Genomic DNA, 19,513 nt, shown 5'->3' on the forward strand with positions numbered 1-19,513 from the left:
GGCTAGGATTCTGGGTTGGGAAGGTTGCACTCAAGCTGCGTCACGTAGCCCTGGGGGCCGAAGCGGTGCTCGGCGCGGCTGACCACCCACGCCTCAGGCACGCCGGGGCGAAGCCGCAGGCGCAGGCGGCACTCGGCCACAAGCCGCGCATCGCCGGGCAGCGTGAGGCTGAGCTCGCCTTGCTGTCTTGCCCCTGTGCGCAAGGCGGCCTGGGCCGCGGCCAGGGCCTTCTCACGCGAGACATGCACGTGCTTGAGCTCCGCATAGGGCGGCCGGCCCACGGTCACTTCTTGGCGCTGGCCGGCCTCGAAATCCCACCAGTAGGCCTTCACACCCCCCTTGGCAGGGGTGGAGGAGCCGTCTTCGGGCTTGCCTGATCCCGCCGGGCGTCTTGCCGAATGGCGGTATCGCCACTCGATGAGGTCGCGCGCCTTGAGCTCGATCACCGGCATGGCTTGGCCGCTGGCGGACTGGCCTGCTGCGCGGCGGGCCACGACCAGCAAGCCCCCTGCGGGCTTGACGATGGCGTCATAAAGGGCGGCCAGCCGCGTCAAGAGCGCGATGTCCGACTCGGCCGTCTGGTCGATGTGGCCCAGCGCAACGCCATCGAGCGCCGCATCGATGCGGGCCTGCATGCCGTGCTCGGCGGCGATGCGCCGGGCAAGCTCGCCAAGCGTGAGGCCGTCAAAGGAGCGGGTTTTGGGCGAGCGCAAGGGGCCTGAGAGCTCGGCGGCGCGCGCCGCCACCACAAGCGTGGCCGGCGGGCTGGACAGCTCAATCTCATCGACGAGGAAGACCCCCATCGGGATGATGCCCGTCTCCTCGTAGCCCAGGGCGACCTCCAGCCGCGCGCCGATGCCGGGAAGTTGAGCGATCGCGCCATCCTCGCCTCGGCGGTCGTCGAGCGTCAAGCGCAGCTCATCGGACTCGATGCCGGCCTCATCGACGATGGCAAGCTCCAGCAGCCGCTCGCGAATGGCTGCCGTCACATCGGCGCGTCCTGCCAGGATGCGAAAGGCCGGCCTCATCCCCACAGCCTCACGATGGACTGCACGGGCGGCTCGGGCAGCTCAGGCACGAGGATGCGCGCGCCAGCGGGCAGCTTGATCGGCAGCCGCGCCAGCTGCGCATTGGCCTCCAGCACCTGGGGGGCGATGTCGGTGCGGCGCAAGACGCGCCACAGCGCCGCATCGAGCGTTTCGCCCTCCTGCGCGATGATCTCCTGGGTCATCGGCCATCCTCCCCGTAGGCTTTGAGCGTGATGCGAAAGACGATCTTCCTGGCCTGCCCGTCGTCCATGAGGACCGAGCGGGTGTCGCTGACCTGGGCGATGACCCAGCGCCCCCACACGCGCCCCAAGCCATCGGTCAGCATGAGGGGCTGGCCTTGGCCAGCGAGCTCGCGCAGCCGCTCGATAGCGCCAAGCCCGCCGCGCAAGCTCGGATAGATCGCGCCTTCGAGCTCGATTTCGGCGGCATCCGCCCCCACGAACTGCAGCGCAGGCTCGCGCCCAAGCCGATCGTGCTTGGGCCAGCGCCAGGATTGCGACAAGACCAGCTGCTCGTAAGCAGCCGTCTCCAGCGCAAAGGGAAATCCGCCCAGCGTCATCATCGTCTGCGGCATGAGGCTGCCCCATCAGTCGTACAGCGCCCCAAGGCGGCGCGATTGATCCTTCAGCGCGCTTCTTACCCGCTCATCGACCAGCCGGGCCATCTCGCGCGCATCCGCGCCGGCCGGCGCATGGATCGTGATGGGGGCGGAGTACGTTGCCTGCACGCTTGAGGCGCGCGCCACGGGCTGCGCGGCAGGCATGCCGGCACGCATGGCCTGGGCAGGCTGCGCGGGCGCGCCTGCGCGACCGCCCATGAGCCGGCCCACGCCTGCTTGGGCCTGGTCCTTGAGCCACGACAGCGCCGCTGCTGGCTGCAGGCTGGCAAGGCCCGCGGCCTTGGTCTTGAGCCAGTCGATGCCCTGCGCGACCTTGGCCATTCCTGCGCCCAGCAGCTCCATGAGGGCGCAGACAGCTCTGAGCGGCGCGGTGATGGCTTCAAGCGCCCAGCCCAGCGTCTTGCCGATGGCCTGCCCGACCGAATGCCCGCTGGCGGAGAGCGCTTGCAGCTCCTGCGAGGTCGCCCTGACGGGGCTGATGAGCTCGCCGATGAAGCGCCAAGCCCCCGAGAAGGCCTCAGCCACCGAGCCGAAGACCCAGGCGATGCCGCGCCCGAGGGGCTCCAGAGGCGCTAGCGCCTGCGCGATGCCCTGCGCGGCAGGCGCAATGCCCTCCTGGATCCCCTGCCAGAATCCTCCGATCCAGGCGGCAAGCGGCTGCCAGTATCGGCGGATCGCAAGCGCCAGGCCGGCGACGGCTGCGCCGATGCCCGCCACGATCCACGTGATCGGGTTGGCAAGCAGCGCAGCCGTGGTGGCACCAATGGCCGGCAGCATCGACCAGAAGGCCAGCGCAGCCGACTTGATCGGCGCGATCAAGCCAAGCGCGCCCATCTTGATGCGTGCCCAGGCCAGCGACAGAATGCCCGCGCTGGCCCCGGTTGCTGCTGCCTGCGCTTGCAGCCGGGCCAGCTTCGCGCGGGCCGACTGAACCGCCACCTGCGCATCGAGGATCGGCCCCTTCACGAAGGTCCAGGCATAGCCCAATGCGATGGTCGCCACCTTCAGTCCCACCACCGCGCCGATAGTCCCCACCACCACTTGAGTGATGACGGGGAACCGCTCGGCCAGCTGCGCCAAGGCCCCGATGGGGGCCATCAGCGCGCCCAAGAGGCTGTTCAGGGGCGGCAGCAGCGCGTTGCCGATGGTGATGCCAAGGCGGGATATCTGGTTTTTGAGCAGCTGCAGGTTGTTGGCCGTGGTGGCCGCGCGCGCCTCGTACTCACGCTGCATCGAGCCGGCGTAGGCTGCCTCATCCGCGACCAGCCCCAGCGCCTGGCGGTAGAGGTCAAGCGAGCCCACGAGCTTGGCGATGTCATCCGCATACTCCGCGCCAAAGAGGTCGGACAAAGCCCCCATGACGTCGGGCGCGCGCGCCACATGCTCAAGGAAGGTGATGAGCGCCCCTTGCGCATCGCGCCGGATCATCTCCTTCATGACGCCTGCCGACAGACCAATGCCTTCGAGCGCCTCCTGAAACTTGCTCCCCTGCTTGTCGGCGGTGGCGAGCTTCAAGAGCAGCGCGTTGATGCCGGTGGCGGCCACCTCCGGCGGGGTCTTCAGCGCCAGGAACGTGGCTCCAAGCGCCCCAAGCTGCGCGCCCGTGAGCCCAAAGAGCTTGGCGGTGGAGCCGCTGCGGTTGGCCACATTGAGCAGCCCGGCAGCGGTGGCGTCCATGTTGTTGGAGAGGTGGTTGAAGGCGTCTCCGAGCCGCACCACCTCATCTTGCGCAAGCGCAAAGATCGAGCGCAGCCCCGTCATCGCGGCTCCGGCTTGCTCGCCTGTGAGGTCAAAGGCCACGCCCATCTTGGCGGCGTCTTCGGCAAAGCGCACGAGCTCCTCGCGCGCGATGCCGGCTTGGCCTGCGGCGGCCACGATCTGGCCGATGCCCTCAGCGGCCATCGGGATGCGGGTGGACAGCTGCAGGATGTCCTTGGACATCTGCGCGAACTGCGCAGGCGTCTCGAAGTCGACCACCTTCCTGACGTCGGCCATCACCGACTCAAACGCCACCGCAGGCTTGATGAGCCCATAGAGCGAGGCCCCTAGGGCGGCTGCGTCCATGAGCTGGGCGCGGTAGGCGCTGCGCTGCTCGAGGTTGGCCTGCTGCGCGGCCTGCGCCTGGGCCAGCGCCTGGGTTTTGGCTTTGACGGCCTCAAGCGCCTGGCCCAACTTGACCTTCTCGGCGGCAAGCCGCCCCGTGGCGATGCCTGCCTTCTCAAGCGCGGCCTGCTCTTCGGCGATGGCGGCTTTCAGCTGCCCGAAGGCCTCCTTGGCGCGGCCCGCCTGGGCGATGAGCCGCTCAAGCTGGCGGGCATGGCGCGCTTCGGCCTGAGCCTCTCTTTCGGCCAGCCGCGCCTGGGCGGCTTCGAGCTGGCGCATGAGGCGCAGGCGGCGAGACTCAGGCAGGCTCGCATCCGAGAGCTTTGCTTGCAGCGCCTCAACGCGCTGGCGCGCCGCCAGCACCCCCTTGGGGGTGAGCGCCCCGGAGGTCTTGTCGGCCTGAAAGCGCGCTACCTCCTGCTGCGCCCGTCGCCAGGCTTGCCCGGCTTCGGCCGCCTGCGCGCGCAGGGCCTCCAGCCTGGCGATGCCCGCAGACTTGCCCTCAAGCCTGGCCAGCGCTGCGCCCAGGCGGCCTAGCTGCCCCTCAGCCGAGCGCAGCGCCGCCCCAAGGCTGGAGGACAGCACCGCGCCGATCTCGACCGACAGCGGAAAGGTTGCGCTTGTCATGCCTGCCCTTCAGGATGGGAGAGCCTGCGCGCGGTCAGAAGCGCCTGCAGGAAGTCATCGATCTCCATCGCGACAATCTCCGAGCGCGGCCAGTGGGTGTACAGAGCCAGTTCCACCACGAGCTCAGCAAGCCCCTCGCTTACGACAAAAAACCCGAAAGCGCCCGCTGGATCGCCGCGTAGTCCTTCAGGTCCAGCTTCAGGATCGCCTCCGGCGGCAGCTCCGCGAGGTTGGCAATGAGCCGCACCTCGCGCTCGGCATCCGAAAGGTTGAGCTTGGCCACCAGCAGGTGGTCGCCCACCGTGGGGCGGCGCAGGCCCACTTCCGCAATGCGCAAGCCCTCATGCTCGATGGGGTAGGTCAGGGGGATGCGCTCCATCGCTTAGACTCCAATGGCCTGCCGGATGCGCGCCATCTGATCGACGCCGCCCACCTTGCGCACGAGGTTGATCGCGTCGATCTCGATGAGCTCCTCGCCGTCGATCGCAAGCTTGTAGTAGGAGGCGGCCACCGAGAGCTTGACGGTGCTTTTGTCGCCCATCTTCCAGCTCGAGGGCTCGATGGCCTTGAGGCCGCCGCGCAGGTTGACCACCACGGGCTTGGCCGCTTCGCCTTGCGCTTGGATCGCGCCTCTGAGCGTGATCGGCGTGGCTTGAACATCCAGCAGGCCAAAGAGCTTGAAGACCTGCGGGTCGTAGTCTGAAAGGGTGAGCTCCGCCTCGAGCTTGTCCATGCCGAGATCGATTTCGATGGGCGCATCCATCCCGCCGGCTCTGTGCTCCTCGGTCTTCAAGGCGAGCTTGGGCAGCTGGATTTCGTCGACGCGGCCGGCAAAGCCCCGCCCGTCGACGAAGAGATTCATGTTCTTCAGAACCTTGGGCAGCTGGATCATTGGAAGACCTCCACGATGTAGTCTGTGACAAGATGCGAGCGGAAGGTGATGCGCTCGGCGGGGTAAGGCGCGGTGAATTCGAAGTCGAAATAGACCTTGCCTTGGGCGATCTGATCCGGCGTGTTGAGCTCTTCATCCGCCCAGCAGCGCCCGCCCAGGATCGCGCCCTTGGCCTTGAGGTGGCGCAGATAGGCGTTGACGCCTTCGAGCACGTCTTCGACGTAGGTCTTGGTGATGTTGCGATCTACCGCCCACAGGTGGGCCTGCAGGATCGACTCGTTGATCATGTCGGCGGTGCGCCGCACCGAGAGAAACGCCCACTTGGGGTCGGACGAACAGGTGCGGTTGCCCCATAGCCGGTAGCCGTCTTCCTGGATGATGGTGGCGACTTCCTGCTCGTTGAGCAGGTTGGCGCGGGCATTGGGGTCGCCCAGCGCGAAGTCGATGGGACGCGCCGTGCCGATGACGCCGTGGAGGATGTTGTTCGAGGGGCTCCACCAGAATCCACGGTCGTTGTCGAGCTTGGCGATCAAGCCTGCTACGCGGGCCGAGGCAGGTTCGACCGCTATCTGTTCGCCCTTCATGACCTTGACCCAGGGGTCGACGACATAGACGCGCGGGCTGCCCCAGTCTTGGCGGTAGGCAATGGCGTCCTGATCGTTCGTGTTGGGACCGTCGGCGATGATGACAGCGCGCAGCCGCTCGGCGATCGCCAGCATCTCTGCCACCACCGGATTGGCCAGCTTGCCGTCGGGGTCGTCCGGGTCGGCAGGCTTTTGGTGCGTGAAGCCCGGCGCGATGAGAAGGCGCGGCGTGGCCTTCACCACCGACTGGGCCGCCAGGAAGGCGTGCAGGCCGCGGTATTGCCCCGTGGCGGCGTCCACCCCGCCGAGGACGTTGGCAAGCGTGGCGGCTTCGGTTGCGCCTTGCGCGACGCGCACGACGACCACCACCGCGCCGGCCTGATCGAAGATGCCATCGATGGCTGCCGGCAGCGTGCCGGCAGCGCCGAGCTTAGCCGCCTCGCGGCGGCTGCCGGCAATCAGCACGGGGGTGTCAAGCGGAAAGGCGCTCTCATCGGCCTCGGGCGCGGTGCCGATGAGGCCGATCACCGAGGAGCGAACGGTGCGGATGGGGCGCAGGCCGTCGTCGATCTCGACGACCTCCACGCCATGCAGGAAGGTCTCGGACATGGGAGGGTCTCCTCAAGAAACGCAAAAGGCCGCTGGCGCGGCCTGGGATGGGCAAGCCGTGAATGGTCAGCCTGCTCCGCGCTGCTGGCGGGCGGCCACATCGAAGGGATGATCCGAGCGGCCAAAGGCGGAGCCGCCAAAAAGCCGCACGGCGCGGTGGATCACCCAGCGCTGCCAGGCAGGACACCCGAGCACCGCCATCGCTTCGGCAAAGATGTCATCCGCCCGGCGTCTTGCGGCCTCATCGCCCGCCGGCCCCAAGGCGTAGAGCCAGTCGTGCAAGATGGCGGCCTTGGCGTAGCGGCCTTGCGGCGGGAAGATCGGCCAGAAGATGCGCGGCACCGAGGCCAGGTCGGTTTCGAACCCTTTGGGCACGCGGATGACGTCTGTGGAGGGGTATTCGCCGACGTGGTACTCGAAGGGCTCCACGAGCCGCCAGCGGTTTGGCCCCACGATCTCCAGGATCGCGGGGGTGGTGAAGCTGCTCACGAGAGCACCTCAGCCGCGCGGCCCTGGCCAATGAGCCCCAGCGTCTCCAGCGCCTCAACGCCCGCTCGCGTGCGGGGATCGGCGAGATCGATCTCGCTGGCGAGCTTCATCTTGTCCATCCAGACCTCCACCCGCACATCCGTCTTGGCCGCCGCGTAGATGGCAGCCAGCTCCTCGTCGGTGAAGCGCTCCATGAAGGCGAGCTTGCTGATGGGGCGCGGGGTCGGCTTGGCCGGCTCGGCGGCCGCCTCGACCGACTGGGCGGCCTGCTCGGCCAGGATCGAGAGCACCTCCTCGTCGGTCTTGCCGGGGAAGTTGTCGACCAGCTTGCCATCGACCACCGAGAAGCGCTCGCCAAGCTCCTTGCCCTTGCCGACCTTGAAGCTGAAGTAGCCGTCATTGGGATCGCTCGTCTTGCCGACAAAGCGCCCGCTCTCATCGAAATGCAGATACAACATCGCTTCCACCCCCTCCATCACTTGAACCGATCCAGCGGCAGGATCTTGTTGACGAACTGAGCCTGATACATCGTGCCGTCCTCGCGCTGCGGATAGGCCCCGACGACCGTGCGCATCGTGGTGTCGCTGCCGGTCTCGGCGAGCGTCGAGAAGCGCGGATCGAGGAACCACAGATGCGCCTGGGCGCCGTTCTTGTCGTGGCCCCGGCAGATGGCAAAGGCGCTGCCGCCGACCGGCGCAATCGAAAAGCCATAGCTGCTGTCGTTGTACAGAAACCCCCGGCAACCCAGCGCCGTGTTGTTGACCGAATCGGTCGGCAGGAAGCGCCCCACCGCACCGCTCAGGTAGTAGTAGTGGTGGGTGTAGACCGCCATCACGCTCTGGTCGTCCGACAACATGAAGCGCGTAGCGTAATACGCGCCCGCGTTCAGCCCGTAGTGCGCGCCGCTCGTGGCGCTTTGCACGTACTGACTGAGTGTCAGCGTGCCAGTGGCGCTCATCACCGAGTCGGTGACACGGAACACCCGCAAGCCCTGGGCGCCGGAGGTGGTGTTGCTGGTGTCGGTGACCACGATCCACAGCGTGCCGTCGTTGCACAGACACAGCCGATGCGCGTAGCGGTCGTTCTCCGTGCCGGTGTAGGACAGACCGTTGAGCGTGATGTCCACGAACCGATAGCCCGACATCGACGCCTGGAAAGCCGCCAGGAGCTCGGCATAGGTCGTGTGTGCGCGGATGCCCGGCCCGATGGGGAACAGGTGCAGCCGGTAGTTCGCCCCGCTCGTGCCCGTGCGCAGCAGCAGCGCATAGACGCCAATCCGTGCGTTGTAGCAGGCCATGCCAAAGTTGGTCGCCACTTGTCCCGTGGCCGCCTGAAAGCCGGTCAGCTGCGTCACATCCACGCGCGGGAATGCGGTGTTGCTGACGTGCGCCGCCCAGGTGGCACCAATCGGATACACCCCGACCGTGGTGTTCAGCGTGATCAGCTCGAAGTTCTGCAGCTCGATGGCCGGCAGGATCACCGGGGTCGAATAGCGCAGCACGTTGGCCGCGTCAGTGCCGTCGATGTAGCCGAACTCCGTCACCGACGAATACCAGTTGTTGCAGGTGCCGGTGTTGGTAAAGCCCGTGATGCCCCAATAGCCACTACCCGGCAACCAGGCCGACGTGGTCGACCCTGCGGTAGCGTTACCGATCAGGGAATAGTGGGCTGCGGCCTCGTCGCTGGTTCGCCCCAACGAGCGGCTGCGGCCGTTGTTCTGTGAGCCAAGCGACGTGTATTCCAGATAATTGATCGTGTCGTTTGGCGCATAGGCCGCGCGCCATTGCGAGGTTGCGCTGCTGTTTTGGGTCACATACTCCCACAGCGGGCGGGCACTGTAGCCCTCGCGCTCCCAAATTCGCTGCGGCTGGGTAGCCGTCATCAAATTGCGTCCCATGTCCTACCCCCTATCAGGCAATTTCCTCAATACCCCAGACCGCCACATTGACCGCGCCGGTGTCCGAGCGGGCAAAGAGCTTTTGCCCAGCGGAAAGCACAATGCCGGTGCGCTCCAGCACCCCGGACGGATCAAGCGCCGCGTCCCACTCGATCCACTGGGCGTCCGCTGGCGTCGCATCGGCGGAGACCGCCAGACGCACGCGGGCCGATGACGCGCCCACGTTGCAGCAGTTGATGTTGATGGTCGCGCGGCGCTGCGTGGGCACGGTGTAGACCGCAACCGTGGCCGCAGCCGCCGGACGGGTTGAAGCAAGCAGGCTCATGGATCACTCCTTTCTCAAAGCTGGGCGTAGAAGAAAGCGCGCGCGCCGAAGGTGAATTGCTGCGTCACCGAGTTCGCCGCCGCCGCGATGTCGGCCAGCATCGCGTCCTTGGCGGCGTTCGCTTGCGCGATCACCGCGTCGCGGTTGTTGTTGGCCGCTGTGATGGCGGCGTTGGACGCCGTGTTGACGGCGGCAATGGCCGCATCCTTGGTCGAATTGATGCTGGCCTCAGCCGCGTTCTTCGTAGCCGTGACGCTGGCTTCGGCTGCGTTCTTGGTCGAGTTGATGCTGGCCTCAGCCGCGTTCTTCGTAGCCGTGACGCTGGCTTCGGCTGCGTTCTTGGTCGAGTTGATGCTGGCCTCAGCCGCGTTCTTGGTCGATGTGATGTTGGCAATCGCCGCCGACTTGACCTGATCGGCGTGCTCGGTGATCTCCTCGATCTTGATGTCGCCCATCTCCTCGACTTCCAGCACCGTGGCGCGGCCGCCGATGCGGTCGATTGCGGTGCCGAGATAGGCCAGTTCCTCTGGCGTGGCCGTGGCTGCGCCGTTGATGATCTTCTGCTTGATCGCCTGCACGGCGTCGCGCAGCAAGGGGTCTCGTGCCATGACTGATCTCCTCAGAAATCCATGTGGTGAAAGAGGCGCAGCCGCTGTCGGCGCTGCCACTCAAGCATCTGCGCATCGCTTTGCTGCCGCGCTGTGGCGTGGGCGTGGATGAGCCCATCGACCTGCTCAAAGGCCAGCCGGATGCGCCCGACGTCCTCCTCCAAGAGGTTCTCAGGGTGCGGCAGCGGCAAGCCGTAGTGCTGGGTGCGCTCATCGATCATGGCCGCCTCCGTCAGACGATCACCGCGCGCAAGGCTCGCACCGCCGCGCGATGGGCTGCGGAGTTCGCGATCTCCAGCCGCACGCGCGTGGTCTTGTCCGCCCCCACGCCCGAGAGCGAAGCCGCCGACCACTCGATCTCCACCCAGCCATCGCCGATGGGCTCAGCCTTGACCACCGGAAGGCTCGCAAACTGCCCGGCGGTGCCCGACTCGGCTTTCGCCGTGACGCTGCTTGATCCCGGCGCGAACACCTCGGCGATCACCCGCGCCTTGAAGCTGGCCGCCGCCGGAATCGCGCGCGAGACGTAGGTCGCGTTGGCGGCCAGCGTCCCCGCGACGAGCTGCCAGCCGGGATAGACCACGGGCGTGGCGGTTGCCGTGCCGGTGATGTCCAGCGCCACGTCCACCTTGCCCGTGTAGGGGGCCTCCAGCCGGATCGTCGTGTTGGGCGGGGCGGTGAGCACCCGGCCGCCTTCGAGGGTCACGCGCGCCACCGCCGCGCAGCCGCTGGCCGGCAGCTCCACTGCGCCCAGCACCATCAGGTCGGTGGCATCGGTGACCTGGACTTGAGTGGCCAGCGTCACCGCGCGGCTGCTTTGCGTCGTCGACACCCCCAGCAGCCGGAAAGCGAGGTCTTTGTCCTGGTGCGCCGTCCAGGTGGAAGCGTTCGAGGAGGAGAGCAGCACGCCGACCTGATACGGCTGGGCGGTGACCCAGCGGCCGTTGGCGCTGTCCCACTTGCCCAGCTCGGCGACCGACAGCGCGGTCTCTGTGTCATCAGTGAGCACGACCAGGGCGTACTCAACACCGGCCTGCAGCATGACCGGGGCGCCAAAGGCGATGCGGGTCGCCCCAGTCGTGGAAATGTTAGCCGCCGCAATCCGGCCCTCGGCCAGGATGCCGCGCGCAGGGAAGCCTGCCACCGTCTCGCGGATCTGCACCGTCACCGGCCGCGTGCCACGCACCGTGAACCACAGCTCAACAGCGCCGAGCTGCTGCGACTCGGGCAGCGTGAAGGTCTGGGCCAGCGGATCCCACCGCCAGATGGTGGTCGTCGTGCGGGTGCGGGTGGTCTGCGTCACCAGCGTGCCGCGCCCCTCGAACGTGGCCTCGCCGAAGCTGCCGCCCGCGCCCTCGATCTCGAAGCGCTTGATGCCAGCCGGCAGGCCTGCGGGGATCTGGAAGCTGGTGTTCACCACGCCATTGCCATCGGCCGCCGCGCCGCCAAGCGGCAGGTCGATGCCGTCGAAGCGCATGGCGGAGACCGCCTCGTTGGGGCCGAAGCCGGCCGCGCGCACCGCCACAGAAATCTGGCGCAGGGTCGGGACGGCCGACTCGACGCGCGAGACCACCTCCGTGCTCGAGCTGGTCGTCACACTGACCAGAATGCCCGAGCCGCGCGTGATCGTTTCGGTGATGGCCGCCGCCGTGTTGTTTTGGAAGTCAACCCAGAAGTCCTGCGCGGGCGTGAGCGTCACGGCAGCCGGGGCCGGCAGCGCCGCCGCGTAAGGATTGACCTTCATGCTGCCGGTGCGCGCGGTCTGCTCCAGCACCGCGCGGTAGGCGTGCGGCAGGGTCTGGATCGCCGTCAGATACGGCCCCAAGGGGGTCGCCGCGATCGGGGCCATGAGCTGCCCAAGCACGCAGACGGCGTTTTGCGACGCGCCCGCGTCTCTCAGGTCGTCATCGCGGAACGGATCGGCAAAGACCCCTTTCTTGGCCGCCGGCTCGCGCAAGGTGATGTCGTTGGACAGCCGCTCGCGGGCCACGAGATCGAAGAGCCGGCCGATGTCCGAGCGCATGGCCTCAAGCTCGGCCGTGGGCACCGCGCGCACGCCGGAGGCCAGCACCCGCACCGGGCTCGTGTTGCGCCACGTGAAAGCGAGATCGCACAGGCGCAAGAGATCCGGCGGCACCGATGGGGCCATAGGGCTGCGCTCGACCGACACCCCCTTGATGCGCTGGATCAGCCCATCGCGGGAGAGGCACAGCGCATCCATGCGCGGCATCCTCCACTCGTAGTCGGTCTGCACCAAGGTGCCCGCCACCAGCCCCTCGACGGTGAAGCCCTCCTCGTCGATCTCGGTGGGGGTAAGCTGCGCGATGTAGTCGTAGGTGACGGTGTAGCTGGAGCCCGGGGCGGGCTCGGCGCCGGCCGGCGACCAGTTGAGCGCGTTGCCCGCCACCGTGTAGTCGCTTCCAGCCTGATAGACGGTTGCGCCCTGCTTGACCTCCAGCACCTGCACCACCGCCGCATCGGGCAGGGTGTCGGTGGCCCCCGAGAAGACGCCGTGGGCCACCGTGACGGTCTTCCTCTTGGTGCCCTGCACCCGCACCACGCGCGCAATGGGCGCATAGCCCGTGGTCACGCGCATCTTGCCCTGCGCGTCGGGCGTGAAGACGCGCGGCTCGGCCAAGACGGTGGCCAGATCGGGATCGAAATCCAGGACGAGCCGCTCATCGTGCGCGCGCTCGACCTTGTAGCCCAGGACATTGGCGGTGCCGGCCTTGACCTGAAAGACGAGCTTGCCATCCGAGCGGCGCTCAAGGAAGCGGGTCTCGAATCCATCGACGATGTAGTGCCCGTTGGCCTCGAAGTCGTAGCGGGCCACGACTTGCGTCACGCCATCGAAGGCCGGCGGGCGTTCCTTGTTCTGCAGCACGCCCTCGATCACCGTGGCGATGGGGTAGAACTCGCCTGTTTGCCCATCAGATGCAGCATCCCCAACCCAGCCCCAGACGACGGTTTCTTCCAGGCGGCCTGCGCCGGGCTCCTGATAGTTGCGCGTGCCCACCGCCGGGTCGCGCAAGGACGGGTCGTCAAGCTCGGTGATGGTGCGGCGGCGCAGCCGCGCGCCAATCGTCACGCGCCCCGTGGTGGGCAGCGCAAAGGTCGCAGCCGGCACCTCATGCACTGAGCCGGCGAGATAGAGGCGCGCGGCGGCGCAGGTGGTCTGGCCCGTCTGCGGGTCGATCAAGATCGCGCCGCCTTCGATGAGGTCGCCGTCCTTGAGCACGGCGTCAGCGATCGACTTGACGCGGTGCTTCAAGATGGCTTGCAGCTCGTTCAATTCGGCCGACTGCAGCCCGTCGCCCGCGCGAAACAGAAGCTCCGTGTAGCGCTTGGCGGGATCGAAGCGGTTGTAGTAGCGCTCAAGCATCTTGCCTGCTCCTTCAGAAGGTCAGCACGAACTCGAAGGTCTCGCGGGTGGAGGCCTGCCGCACGATGGGCGGCGCGTGCTCGAGCAAGAGCAGCGTGCCGGGCGATGCGATCTCGGCGGGGGTGAAGAGCCGCTGTCCCGGCGGCAGGCCCGCCTGAACCTGCGTGCCGACGAAGACGGCCTGCTCGCGGATGGTGCTGCCGGCCGCATCGCCAAAGTCGAACTTGGTGCGCAGAAAGAGATGCTGCGTGGGGGCTTGGCTCACCCGATAGCGCCCGGTGGCCAGCGCAATCTCCCCATTGGGGTCAGGCTCGACGAAATAGACCTCATCGACCGTGCGGCGGCAGACCTCATCGAGAAGCGCCGTGGCCGCGACGTTCTCGGTCGGGCGGCCATAGGCGATCTCCAGCCGCACGCTGGCCCCAGGCGCGATCTGGCCTGTGTCCAGCCGGGTGATGAGCCCCTGCTGGGCATCGGCCGCGTAGTCTTGGTCGGCGGCGTAGGTGGTTTGCCCGTTGGCAGACTTGACCGCGATCTGGGCAATGGGCGCATGCGGCAGCGCGATGCGCCCCTGCGCATCGAACGCCGCCGTGATCTGGGCGGTGGAGTCCCACCAGGGCTGCCCGCGCCCCAGGGCCAGGTGCAGGACTTCGTTCTTGACAGAGGCCGCCAGCGCCGCGCGGCCGGAGTGGGTGAGAATGGCCATCGGTTACTCCGTGGTGGTGGTGTGTTGCGACTGCAGGCATTCCCTTGCCTGCCTCCAGGATTTGGCCTGCCAGCGGCCCGCCCAGCGCTGGCCGCGCCAGTGGGCCGATCGCGCGTGGCAGCCGGCTCTGGCCTCGCTCATCGCAGGCAGGCTGATCGAGGCGCTGCGCGGGCGGATGACTTCCACGCCAGAGGCCGCCTCGCCCAGCGTCCCAAGCGGATGGGCCAGGCCATGCCAGCGGCCCGCGCCCAAGGCCCAGCCGCCCGGCCACATCCAGCCCGCGCCGGCGGCGCGATGGGCCTGGCGCGAAAGCTGCCAGCCGCTGGGCAATTCATCCGAGAGCGCCATGTCCGACAGGCGCAGATGCCGGTCGGCGCGCGCGGCCTGCGAGACGAGCCGCTTCTCAGAGCGGCCCAGGATGACCTGCGGCATCGCCAGCGCCGCCTGAACGCTGCGCTCCAGCCGCTCGGTGATCTCGACCCAACGCCCCGCGCCGATGCCCTCGGAGATCGCATCGCCTAAGCGCATCGGCGCATCGGCCGCTTGCCAGGCCCGCGCGGGCAGGCAGGCGTTGGTCTCGCCCAGCGGCCACTGCTCGGAGAGCGCGACCTGCGCTTTGCAATACGTGCGCTCGGGCCGCTGCTGCGCCCGCCCCAGGAGGCCAAGCGCTTGCGCGCGCTCATGCGCGCGCGCATGCTCGATCCTCGGGTTGGGCGCAGGCCGGCAGCCCAAGGCCATCTCATCCAAAAGGCAGCGGTCCGCATAGCGCGCAAAGCGCCCATGCGCGGCATCGCGCAAGAGGCCGCTGGCGGCCAGCGCCCAGAGGGTCTGCCCCGCGTCGTGACGGCGGCCGAAAGACACGCGCGTAGCGCCATCGCGCCAGAAGGTGCCGCTGTAGTCCGACAAGAGCGCCTCGTCCAGGGCGCTTTGGCCCAGGATCAGGCGTCGCCGGTCGTGGCCGTGGTAGAGGCGCGCAAGACGCGAGCGGGCCGGCGCGGAGAGCCTGGCCACCGCGATGAAGCGGCCGATCTCCTCCCACTCTAGCCACCTGCCCGGGTCGATCTGGAACTCGGCCCAGTGCGCGCCGCCTGGGGCTTCCTGCTCGACGAAGACGGCCTCTGCGCCGATCCAGGACAGCGCCACCGCCAGCGAGCGCGGCGTGCCTCTTAAGCGCTGCCACAGCACCCCTTCGCGGATCGCAAGCCTGGGCTCGGGCAGGTAGGGCAAGAGCTCCTCCAGCGCATACTCCCACACCAAAGAGGGCAGCGCCGAATCGGGCGGCTCGGCCTTGAAGCGGCGGATCGCCTCAGCGCCAGCCTCCAGATGCGCGATGTCGATCGCCTCTGAGAGCGCGATCTCCAGCGCCGTGGCGTTGGCAGGCAGCAGGTGATTACTCATCGACCCCTCCATCGATGAGCTCGACTTCTTCGAGCCGCACGGCCTCGTGCGCCGCGCAGCGCGCGTCCTCGGCAGGAGCGATGAGCTCGACGCGGTGGATGCCGGGCTGGTGCAGCTGCGCCATCAGCCACGAGCGCGTCGCGTCCCACCCTAAGCGCGCGCGCTGGCGGATGGTTGCCCGCAGCTGCTCTGCGATGGCCCCGATGGCCTGCGGCAGCGTGCCCGGCAGCCGCCACAGCGTGGCGCGCACCGTCACGCGCTTGATCTGCGCATCGACCACCTCCACCGTGTCTGTGAGCACCCGCACGTCCTCGCGCGCCAGCTGCGCGCTGACGGCCTCCAGGACAGCCTGCGCATCCGCGCCCTCACGGACCAGCACCGCAACGCGCACCAGCCCCGGCATCGGCGAGACCACCCCCACGTCCTGCACGCCGGGGCTGGCTGAGAGCGCCCAGTAGCGGTAGTGCGCAGCTCCCCCGGCGTTGGCAAAGCCCTGGATGCGGGCTCTGCAGCGCTGGCGCAGCGCCTCATCCTGCTCCTCAGGCAATCGCTCCACGCCGTAGAAGGCCGCCAGGTGATCGAGGTCGGCCCCAGCGGCAAAGGCCAAGAGCTGGCTTTTGGCCGCCTCGTTGATGCGCTGGCGCAGGATCATCTCGCGGTAAGCGGCCACCTCCAGCAGCTTGATGGCCGGGTCGGACTCCACCAGCGCCGAGTACTCGGGGTAGCGCTGGCGAAACGCCGCCACCAGCGCAGCCAGGATCGGCTCGTAGCCAAGCGGCTCGATGACGGCCGGCTCAGGCAAATCCTGCAGGCTCACAGCGTGACCTCCAGTTTGACCTGCGCGCCCTCGGGCCGGTAGAGCCCTTCGAGCAAAAGCGCGATGCGCCCTGCGCTGGCCGAGATCACGCGCACGCGCTCAAGCTTGAGCCTTGGCTCCCAGGCATCCAGGGCTTCGGCTGCCGCCGCGTAGAGGTCTGCGGCCAGCGCCGGCGTGATTGGGCGGTCCACGAGCTCGGGCACGCGGCTGCCGTAGCCGCGGCGCATCACGCGCTCTCCGATGCGGGTGGTCAGGATGTCGCGGATCGACTGCTTCAAGTGCTCAAGCCCGGCCAGGCTCTGGCCGGTGGCTGAGTTCATGCCTTGCATGAGGATCACCCCGCAAAGACATCGGGCGAGCCCGCGGCCACCGTCGAGCCGCAGGCCACTGGGTCGCCCACGCGCCCGATGGGCTGGCCTTCTGCGAAGACCGTCGAGCTGCCTTGGGCCAGCACGCTTGCATGGCAGGACGGCCCGCAGCAGTGGACAGCCCAGGCATCGCCTGCCCGGTGCGCCGCGCGGCCATTGACAAAGACGCTTGAGGCCCCAGACACGCTGGGCCGCGGCGGAAAGCACCCGTGCCCGCTGCATCGATCGCCAAGACGCGTGATGGCTGGCATGGCGTCCTTCTCAGTTCAGATCGATGCGCGGCGAGCTCAGCCGCGCGCCCTCATCCGTGAGCTCAAGCCGCGTGCGGCCGATCTCAAGCACAATCTGGCCGCCTGGCGGCACCGACAAGCGCCAGCGGTGCTGCGCGCGGTCGTATTCCATGACCGCGCCGTCTTGCCACAGGGCGCGCGTGATGTCGGCGCTGGCCGCCGGCGGCGGATAGGCCTGCCGGTAGATCGAGCCCACCACCACGCCCTGCTCCAGGTCGCCCCCAGGCGCGATCACGAGCACCTGCTCGCCGGGCTCCGGCGCATGCCAGGCGCGATCCGGCCCGGCCTTGGGCGCAAGCCAGGGCAGCCAGCCGGTGGTCATGGGGCCGGCCTTGACCTTGACGCGCGCGCGCGGGGCATCCAGCGCCACGACCTGCCCCAGCACGGCCAGGTTCTCCAGGCCGCGCTCGGCCTCGGCCATGTCCTGGTAGAGGTTGCGGTCCTTAAGCATCGATGGGCTGGTAGCGGTCTTCAAACGCGCGCCCGATCTCGGGCGCGATCGAATAGAGCACAAGGCTTGGGCGGCTGCCAGGCGAGGGCGGCTGCCAGAGCGTCCAGTAGGCGACCTCCACCACAATCCGGCAGGCCAGCAGCGGCGTCTCTCCCTCGCCGTCCTGCTCGATCTCGGCGCGCAGGATGCGCAGGCCTTCTGCGCGATGCGACAGCGTCTCATCGGCCTCCAGCGCCGCCTCGATCTGCGCGCACAGGGCGTCGGCCTCCTCGTGCGCTGCTTCGCCGGCGGCGACGATCTCGATGGCCAGCGTCAGGATGCGCCGCCTTGCGCCCGGGTCGGCCTGATAGGCGTCATCGAGCCGCTCCTCGCGCGCGTAGATCAGAATCGCCGGCAGCCGGCCTCGGGCCAGCGGCACGGCCCGGTGCACGTGGATGCGGTTGGCAAGCTCAGGCAGCGCTGCGGCGATCACATCACGCACGGCAGCGCGAATCTGCTGGCGCGGGTGCATCTAGCGCGCTCCCTTGCGCCAATCCCAAGGCGCAACCGGCCCGGGATCGGCCCACAGCCCCAGGCCCCGGCGACGCGCCGCCTCCTGCAGGCTGTAGAGCGACCGATTCGCGGCGTAGCGGCCAAAGACCCAGGCGTAGCCGTCGCAGACCATCGCCGCCGACACGTCCTGCCCATCGGCCTGCAAGGCGCAGATCGCGCGCCCGTAGCGATCCACGTCGGAACAATCAGCGATCACGCGACGGCCAAGGATCATCCCCGCCAGCGCGTCGCGCGCCTTGAGCCCATAGGGCTGGCCAAGCTCCGGCGCGTCAATCTGCGCCAGGCGCACTCTGAGCTCGCCTTGCGGCGCACGCAGCGTCACGGTGTCGCCATCGATGACGCGCATCACCTCGCCTGTGACCATCTCGGCCTGCGCGACGGCGCAGGCCAAGCCAAGCAGCAGCGCAAGCCAGCGCATCACGCCTCCTGCAAGATGAGCTTGACCATGCCCAAGCCATCGGGCCGGACATCGACGATGCGGTAGCGCCGCCCCGCCACCTCGGCCTCATCGCCCTCGGCGGGCTGCACGGGCAGGGAAGAGGCCAGCACCGACAGCACCGGCCGCGTGGTGGACACTGGCGCATCGCCCATGATCTCCACCAGCTCGTGCGCCGCCACGAAGATGGCGCGCAGATCGAAGGCTTGCCCATCGATGGTCAGGCGCGCCGGCTGGCCAAAGGCCGCCAGCGCCGCGCGCTGCGCATGAGCAGCCAGGCGAGCCATCAGTTGGACGAGAACAGACGCACCGTAAGCGCCGGGCGCTTCACAATCGGCAGCGGATTGCTCTCGGTCAGGATGTCGATGCCGCGGCCGTCGGCGCGAGGCACCTGCCGCGCGTAGAGCTCCTCGCCCAGCGTGTTGACCGTCTCAAGGAGATTTGCGGGCGCGAAGTAGGTCGCGAAGGTGTTGGAGGTGCCCAGCGGGAAGGCGATGCCTTCGCCCTGCGCGATGAAGCGGTCGGTCTGGCCATTGGCCAGCGTGGCCGCCCCGGCATACTCCTCGAAGACGATCGGACCGAAACGAAAGCCGCGGCGCACGTCGTCGCGCAGGGGGTTGGTGGCGGCGTAGAAGGCATAAGCCTCCTTGACCGACTTGTGCGCAATCAGCCGGTCGAAGAATTCGGGGGAGACCAGCGCATAGATGCCGCTCATCGTCTCGCCCGAGAGGTGCTCCTCGATGTGGCGCGCGACCTGGATGGCGGCCTTCATGACATCGCCGCTCGCGTCGCCGAGCTTGAAGTCCACCGAAGCCTTGTCGATGCCAAACTCGGCGTGCCAGTCGTACAGCGTGTTGCCCGCGCCGTCCTTCAAGACGCCGGAGAGGGCTTTGGCGCGCATGTACTCCAAGGTCTGCGCATGCTTGGCGCGCATGCGGGCAAGCTTGCGGGTCAAGACCTGCGCCACAGGGTCGGCCTCCTGCTTGCCAAAGGCGCGGATGCCCTGCACCTCCTCGGGCAAGAGCACATCGTCGTGCGGAATGTGCGGCACGACGAAAGAGCGCAGCTTGCGGCTGTCGCGCCCGGCCACGGTCGCAGGCGCCCCCGGCGTCACCGCCGGCAAAAGACGCAGCTCGCCCTCCACGGATTCGAGGATGACGTTGCGCTGCGCAATCGGCTCGGGCCGGAAGAGCCCCAGCTCGCCGATGCGGCCTTTGGGCGCGGGCAGGAGCTGGATCGCCTCGGTCATCTCGGCCAGGGTGAAGCCCTGGCCAACGAACGGGTTGACGACGACGGTCATGGGGAACCTCC

The 19,513-nt window shown here is 68.2% G+C and carries 24 protein-coding genes; all 24 read right to left on the reverse strand.

Annotated features, from left to right (window positions below):
* Positions 1-2 precede the first annotated feature (2 nt).
* Entirely contained in the window at positions 3-1,028 is a 1,026-nt protein-coding gene (locus EDC36_RS04560; RefSeq protein ID WP_132962059.1) for a phage late control D family protein, read from the reverse strand.
* Positions 1,025-1,231 carry a tail protein X gene (locus EDC36_RS04565; protein WP_132962060.1) on the reverse strand — a complete coding sequence of 69 codons (207 nt, stop codon included), beginning with the start codon at positions 1,229-1,231 and terminating at the stop codon, positions 1,025-1,027. The genes EDC36_RS04560 and EDC36_RS04565 overlap by 4 nt, the downstream gene beginning before the upstream one ends.
* Positions 1,228-1,623 carry a phage tail protein gene (locus EDC36_RS04570; RefSeq protein WP_132962061.1) on the reverse strand — a complete coding sequence of 132 codons (396 nt, stop codon included), beginning with the start codon at positions 1,621-1,623 and terminating at the stop codon, positions 1,228-1,230. The genes EDC36_RS04565 and EDC36_RS04570 overlap by 4 nt, the downstream gene beginning before the upstream one ends.
* A 12-nt stretch (positions 1,624-1,635) precedes the next feature.
* Positions 1,636-4,134, reverse strand: a complete 2,499-nt coding sequence (locus tag EDC36_RS04575) for a phage tail tape measure protein (protein WP_165902811.1) — start codon at positions 4,132-4,134, stop codon at positions 1,636-1,638.
* 403 nt (positions 4,135-4,537) lie between these two features.
* Positions 4,538-4,777 (reverse strand): phage tail assembly protein, encoded by a 240-nt coding sequence (locus tag EDC36_RS04580; RefSeq protein ID WP_132962063.1) that lies wholly within the window; start codon positions 4,775-4,777, stop codon positions 4,538-4,540.
* Positions 4,778-4,780: 3 nt separating this feature from the next.
* Positions 4,781-5,290, reverse strand: coding sequence for a phage major tail tube protein (locus tag EDC36_RS04585; protein ID WP_132962064.1), 510 nt, complete (start codon positions 5,288-5,290; stop codon positions 4,781-4,783).
* Positions 5,287-6,483, reverse strand: a complete 1,197-nt coding sequence (locus tag EDC36_RS04590) for a phage tail sheath C-terminal domain-containing protein (protein ID WP_132962065.1) — start codon at positions 6,481-6,483, stop codon at positions 5,287-5,289. Before EDC36_RS04590 ends, EDC36_RS04585 begins: the two co-directional genes overlap by 4 nt.
* A 66-nt stretch (positions 6,484-6,549) precedes the next feature.
* Complete coding sequence (locus EDC36_RS04595) at positions 6,550-6,972, reverse strand: DUF1353 domain-containing protein (protein ID WP_132962066.1); 423 nt, start codon at positions 6,970-6,972, stop codon at positions 6,550-6,552.
* The gene (locus tag EDC36_RS04600) at positions 6,969-7,448 is read right to left on the reverse strand and encodes a hypothetical protein (RefSeq protein ID WP_132962067.1); all 480 of its coding nucleotides are present in this window, start codon (positions 7,446-7,448) and stop codon (positions 6,969-6,971) included. The genes EDC36_RS04595 and EDC36_RS04600 overlap by 4 nt, the downstream gene beginning before the upstream one ends.
* Positions 7,448-8,869 (reverse strand): hypothetical protein, encoded by a 1,422-nt coding sequence (locus EDC36_RS04605; protein ID WP_132962068.1) that lies wholly within the window; start codon positions 8,867-8,869, stop codon positions 7,448-7,450. The genes EDC36_RS04600 and EDC36_RS04605 overlap by 1 nt, the downstream gene beginning before the upstream one ends.
* A gap of 13 nt (positions 8,870-8,882) precedes the next feature.
* Complete coding sequence (locus EDC36_RS04610) at positions 8,883-9,194, reverse strand: hypothetical protein (protein WP_132962069.1); 312 nt, start codon at positions 9,192-9,194, stop codon at positions 8,883-8,885.
* Between the two features lie 14 nt (positions 9,195-9,208).
* Positions 9,209-9,802 (reverse strand): hypothetical protein, encoded by a 594-nt coding sequence (locus tag EDC36_RS04615; protein ID WP_132962070.1) that lies wholly within the window; start codon positions 9,800-9,802, stop codon positions 9,209-9,211.
* 11 nt (positions 9,803-9,813) lie between these two features.
* On the reverse strand, positions 9,814-10,023 hold the full coding sequence (locus EDC36_RS04620; RefSeq protein ID WP_132962071.1) for a hypothetical protein: 210 nt from the start codon (positions 10,021-10,023) through the stop codon (positions 9,814-9,816).
* Between the two features lie 11 nt (positions 10,024-10,034).
* Positions 10,035-13,184, reverse strand: coding sequence for a DUF4815 domain-containing protein (locus EDC36_RS04625; protein ID WP_132962072.1), 3,150 nt, complete (start codon positions 13,182-13,184; stop codon positions 10,035-10,037).
* Positions 13,185-13,197: 13 nt separating this feature from the next.
* A complete protein-coding gene (locus EDC36_RS04630; protein ID WP_132962073.1) occupies positions 13,198-13,890 on the reverse strand; it encodes a hypothetical protein in 693 nt (230 codons plus the stop codon).
* Positions 13,891-13,893: 3 nt separating this feature from the next.
* A complete protein-coding gene (locus EDC36_RS04635; RefSeq protein ID WP_161595496.1) occupies positions 13,894-15,288 on the reverse strand; it encodes a phage tail protein in 1,395 nt (464 codons plus the stop codon).
* Positions 15,281-16,105 carry a baseplate assembly protein gene (locus EDC36_RS04640; RefSeq protein WP_132962075.1) on the reverse strand — a complete coding sequence of 275 codons (825 nt, stop codon included), beginning with the start codon at positions 16,103-16,105 and terminating at the stop codon, positions 15,281-15,283. Before EDC36_RS04640 ends, EDC36_RS04635 begins: the two co-directional genes overlap by 8 nt.
* Positions 16,102-16,425 (reverse strand): GPW/gp25 family protein, encoded by a 324-nt coding sequence (locus EDC36_RS04645; RefSeq protein WP_201739345.1) that lies wholly within the window; start codon positions 16,423-16,425, stop codon positions 16,102-16,104. Before EDC36_RS04645 ends, EDC36_RS04640 begins: the two co-directional genes overlap by 4 nt.
* A 14-nt stretch (positions 16,426-16,439) precedes the next feature.
* Entirely contained in the window at positions 16,440-16,724 is a 285-nt protein-coding gene (locus EDC36_RS04650) for a PAAR domain-containing protein (protein WP_132962077.1), read from the reverse strand.
* A 10-nt stretch (positions 16,725-16,734) separates the two neighbouring features.
* Entirely contained in the window at positions 16,735-17,214 is a 480-nt protein-coding gene (locus tag EDC36_RS04655) for a phage baseplate assembly protein V (RefSeq protein ID WP_132962078.1), read from the reverse strand.
* Positions 17,207-17,725, reverse strand: a complete 519-nt coding sequence (locus tag EDC36_RS04660; protein WP_132962079.1) for a hypothetical protein — start codon at positions 17,723-17,725, stop codon at positions 17,207-17,209. The genes EDC36_RS04655 and EDC36_RS04660 overlap by 8 nt, the downstream gene beginning before the upstream one ends.
* Positions 17,726-18,184 carry a thermonuclease family protein gene (locus tag EDC36_RS04665; RefSeq protein WP_132962080.1) on the reverse strand — a complete coding sequence of 153 codons (459 nt, stop codon included), beginning with the start codon at positions 18,182-18,184 and terminating at the stop codon, positions 17,726-17,728.
* Positions 18,184-18,489 (reverse strand): head-tail joining protein, encoded by a 306-nt coding sequence (locus EDC36_RS04670; RefSeq protein WP_132962081.1) that lies wholly within the window; start codon positions 18,487-18,489, stop codon positions 18,184-18,186. The genes EDC36_RS04665 and EDC36_RS04670 overlap by 1 nt, the downstream gene beginning before the upstream one ends.
* Positions 18,489-19,502 carry a major capsid protein gene (locus EDC36_RS04675; RefSeq protein ID WP_132962082.1) on the reverse strand — a complete coding sequence of 338 codons (1,014 nt, stop codon included), beginning with the start codon at positions 19,500-19,502 and terminating at the stop codon, positions 18,489-18,491. The genes EDC36_RS04670 and EDC36_RS04675 overlap by 1 nt, the downstream gene beginning before the upstream one ends.
* Between the last annotated feature and the right edge of the window lie 11 nt (positions 19,503-19,513).

Origin of the sequence: Tepidimonas ignava, assembly GCF_004342625.1 — a bacterium.
Lineage (GTDB): Bacteria > Pseudomonadota > Gammaproteobacteria > Burkholderiales > Burkholderiaceae_C > Tepidimonas > Tepidimonas ignava.